Origin of the sequence: Mycobacterium simiae, assembly GCF_008370645.1 — a bacterium.
Taxonomy (GTDB): Bacteria; Actinomycetota; Actinomycetes; order Mycobacteriales; family Mycobacteriaceae; genus Mycobacterium; species Mycobacterium simiae_A.
This window is the reverse complement of the sequence record NZ_VTZN01000286.1, coordinates 1-3,936: the sequence shown is the minus strand read 5'-3', so window position 1 is coordinate 3,936 and position 3,936 is coordinate 1. Positions and strand designations below refer to the sequence as shown.

The window sequence follows — 3,936 nt, the reverse complement described above, 5'->3', positions numbered from 1 at the left end:
CCCGCCAGGGATGCTGATGATGGGTATCCTGCGGCCCTCGAGCGCGCCGACAAAATTGATGTCGATTGCGGTAGTAGGTCCGCCGATATTGAACGTCGCCAGAGGAAGAGTGAGCGACGCGCTCGGGATATCGACCGGGCCGAAGTAGAAGAACCCGTTCAGCAACGATATCTGCGGATAGGAGTAACTCGGGATGATAATTGTGTTGCCACCGAACTGCCGTACTTCGTTGATCGGTATGAGGTAGCCCACATCGATCGGAATCGTCGGCGTGGTAATCGCTAGGTCAATGGCGATCTGGCCCTCATTGTCACCCCTAACGAAAAAGCCGTTATTGGCGTCACCCGAGTTGTATGCGCCGGTGTTCAGATTGCCTGTATTGAACCAGCCCGTGTTGTACTTGCCGGTGTTGTAGTCGCCGGTGTTGTAAGCACCGGGGTTGAAGCTGCCCGTGTTGTAGCTGGCTGCGTTGAAGAAGCCCGTGTTGTAGTTGCCCGCGTTGCCGACTCCGGAGTTGACGATCCCGGGATTGACCAGCCCGGTGTTGTAGTTGCCCGCGTTGTTGATGCCAAAGTTGCCGGTGCCCGGGTTTCCGACGCCCCAGTTGCCGGCCCCGGCGTTTCCTATGCCGACGTTTTGGCTGCCGGCGTTGAACAGCCCGATGTTTCCATTGCCAGAGTTGAATAGGCCAATGTTACCGGCGCCGGAATTCAAAGCGCCGAAACCGATTTGGCGGTCTCCAGTGAGTCCGATGCCGACGTTCCCGGTGCCGGTGTTGCCGAAACCGACGTTGCCAATGCCATTGTTACCGAATCCGAGGTTGTCGCTGCCGGCGTTTCCCGATCCAATGTTGTGATCGCCCAAATTAGCCGGGCCGAAGTTGTGGCTGCCCAGATTGCCGGAGGCAAAGTTGTAGCTGCCGAGGTTGCCGGAGCCGATATTGTAACCGCCGCGGTTTCCGCTGCCGATGTTGATGTTTCCGACGTTTCCGCCGCCGAGGTTGAGACTGCCGATGTTGCCGCTGCCCAGGTTGAGGCTGCCGATATTGGCGTTGCCGAGGTTTAAGCGCCCGTCATTGGCGAATCCGACGTTGATATAAGACGCGCCACCGAGGATCCCCGACGTTTGAGTTCCCGCGTTTGCCAGGCCGGACACATATGCTGCCTCTGCCAGGCTCAGGGTGCTTGTATTCAGGATGCCCGAGATAGTGTTGCCCGTGTTGAGCAGGCCTGACTGTAGTGCGCCGTAATTGAAGGAACCGGAGCTTCCTAGCGGACCTGTCGCGGAGTTCAAGAAGCCTGAATTGCTGGCGCCGAAGTTTCCGAAGCCTGATGCGCTGCCGGAGCCGCTGTTGTAGAACCCTGACGACGGCATGCTGGTCGTGTTGTTGAAACCAGGGCCCCAGCCCTGGTAGTCGCCGCGCCATAAGATGCCGCTGCTGTAGTTGCCCGTGATCAATGCCCCGGTGTTGACACTGCCGGTGTTCGCTATGCCGGTGTTGTAGTTGCCGTAGTTGAGGTAGCCGGTGTTGTAGTTGCCGGCGTTGAAATCGCCTGTGTTGGACGTGCCTAGGTTGTAACTGCCGGTGTTGTAGTCGCCCGGATTGGCAACACCCGTGTTGGCGATGCCGGAGTTGTACAAACCTGTATTGGCCGAGCCAGTGTTTGCGATGCCGGTGTTGTAATTGCCGGAGTTCCCGATGCCGAAGTTTCCGGTACCGGAGTTACCGATGCCAATGTTTCCGCTGCCGGTGTTGAATATCCCGATATTGCCGGTGCCGGCGTTCCAAGCCCCGAATCCGACTTGGTTGTTACCGGTAAGCCCAATGCCGACATTATTGGTTCCAGTATTCCCGAAGCCAATATTGCCGTCTCCGGTGTTACCTAGACCGAAATTATTGATGCCTATATTACCCAAGCCGATGTTCTGTAGGCCCGCGGTCAATAGAGGACCCGCATTTCCTAAGCCGATGTTGTTGCTGCCGACGTTCCCGCTGCCGATGTTTGCATTACCGATGTTTCCGGAGCCGACATTGAAGTCTCCGATGTTTGCGTTGCCAAAGTTGCCCATGCCGGCGTTTGTCAAGCCGAGGCTGCCCAAGTCGTTGGCGGCAGCCGATCGCGCAGCGGTTAGTAACTCTCCCGGCAGATTTTGCAGGCCGGGGTTAAACGGCGTTAGCGCCGCCGCCACCGATGAAGCCCCGGCGTGGTAGTCGAACATGGCGGCCACATCCTGCGCCCACATCTGCTCGTACCGGCTTTCCACGGCCGCAATGGCGATGGCGTTTTGTCCCAATAAGTTCGAGCGCACCAACGACACAAATTGGCTGCGGTTCGCCGAGACGATCGCTGGGTGCACCGTCGCTGCTTGCGCCGCCTCGAATGCGGCCGCCGACAGTCGGGCTTGCGCCGCGGCGCGCTCGGCTCGCGCAGCAGCAGCACGCAACCACCCGACATAGGGCGCCGCCGCGTCGGTCATCGCGATCGATGCCGGACCCTGCCATAGCGAACCCGTTAGCCCTGCGGTGACCGCTGAAAACGAACCCGCAGCCGAATTCAACTCGTCGGCCAAGCCCTCCCAAGCCGCCGCGGCCTGAATTATCGGCCACGAGCCAGCACCGAGGTGGAGTCGTGCCGAATTGACCTCCGGGGGCAGCATCGCATAATTCATCGCACCGTCCTTAGCTGGACCCGAGGCCGCGGTTATGGCTCGACCGGGGCGATCCCGATAACGCACTGATGCTCGCCACGAATCGCGTGGCTACGGATCTTTGTCCTCCCGAGCAACAGGCTGGTCAAAGGCTCATCGGCACGTTGCCGGGCATAAGGCCACGCTATTGCGGCCATAAATCGGCGTCTAGCAGAAGGTTGCGAACAATCTGTTGCAGCTGCTGCAAGAGTTCGAGTGCGTGTGCGACTGGACATCCGGTGGCCAGCAAGCCGATTGCGACGTCATCGTGGCGCGCGGGCTGATCCTCCGTGACGTGAGCGGGTCGCTGCCGATGGACGCGGAGCGACCACCGCTAGGAACTTGTGTTCTATGCAATTGTTGCTGAATAAGCTTCTACTAGACGCTTTGTTAGGGTCGGGATAGCGTGGCACAGGTCAGCACCTCGCACGCCCGATGAACGCTCGAAGAACATACGCATGTCGCTACCTCCGGCCGCGGTAGGCGGCGGCCAGACGAAAGTCAGCCCATGCAAACACGACGCCGCCTCCGCGCTGGGGAACTGCGATCCCTGGCCAACTTGCTCGACGTGACCGGCCTCTCGCACTGCTTTGCGGGGGATGCCGTGCTGCACGGCAGCGACCCGGTAATCCGCTCGCCACATCGGCTCGGCGAAGCAGCGGCGACCGCGCTGCTTCTCATGGGTGCGGCGGGCGCTGCCATCTGGCAAAACCGCAGCGGCGTACGGACCGACATCGCGACCGATATCGTCCACGCACTGCATTACCTCCATCCGACTCACTTTGTAAAGCAGGCTGGCTACCGCCAAAATGTCGGAGCCGAATACGTCCCGACAAACGGCGTCTTCCAGACCCGCGACAACCGCTACGTCATGCTCGAAGCTGGACCGCCCTACCCGAAACTGCTCAGCGGCTACCTCAATTTCTTCGACTGCGGTAACAACAAACAATCGCTGGCTCGCGAGGTAGCCAAGTGGGAAGCCGAGCAACTCGAAGACGCCCTCAGCGATGCCGGCCTGCCAGTTTGTCGGGCGTTCACGCGTGAGGAATGGCTAGCCCATCCCCAGGGAAAAGCACTGGCCGCGACGACACCGGTCGAGATCGTTAAGATCGCCGACGGCTCGCCAGTGCCATTCTCAGCGCATGGATTATGGCCGCTGAGTGGTATTCGGGTGCTTGACTTCACCCACGTACTGGCCGGGCCCCGCAGCACCCGCACACTCGGCGAGTACGGGGCCGAGGTGCTGCG

Annotated in this window: 2 protein-coding genes; one reads left to right on the top strand and one right to left on the bottom strand. The window is 60.1% G+C overall.

Annotation, left to right across the window (positions count from 1 at the left end; genetic code table 11):
- Nucleotides 1-2,670, bottom strand: a 2,670-nt coding sequence (locus F0Q45_RS24825) for a PPE family protein (protein ID WP_149656414.1), incomplete at its 3' end; no start/stop codon positions are given.
- A gap of 526 nt (nt 2,671-3,196) precedes the next feature.
- On the opposite strand from F0Q45_RS24825, the gene F0Q45_RS24820 reads away from it, so the two are divergent.
- Nucleotides 3,197-3,936: CoA transferase (locus tag F0Q45_RS24820; protein ID WP_188113146.1), on the top strand; the 740-nt coding region annotated here is incomplete at its 3' end.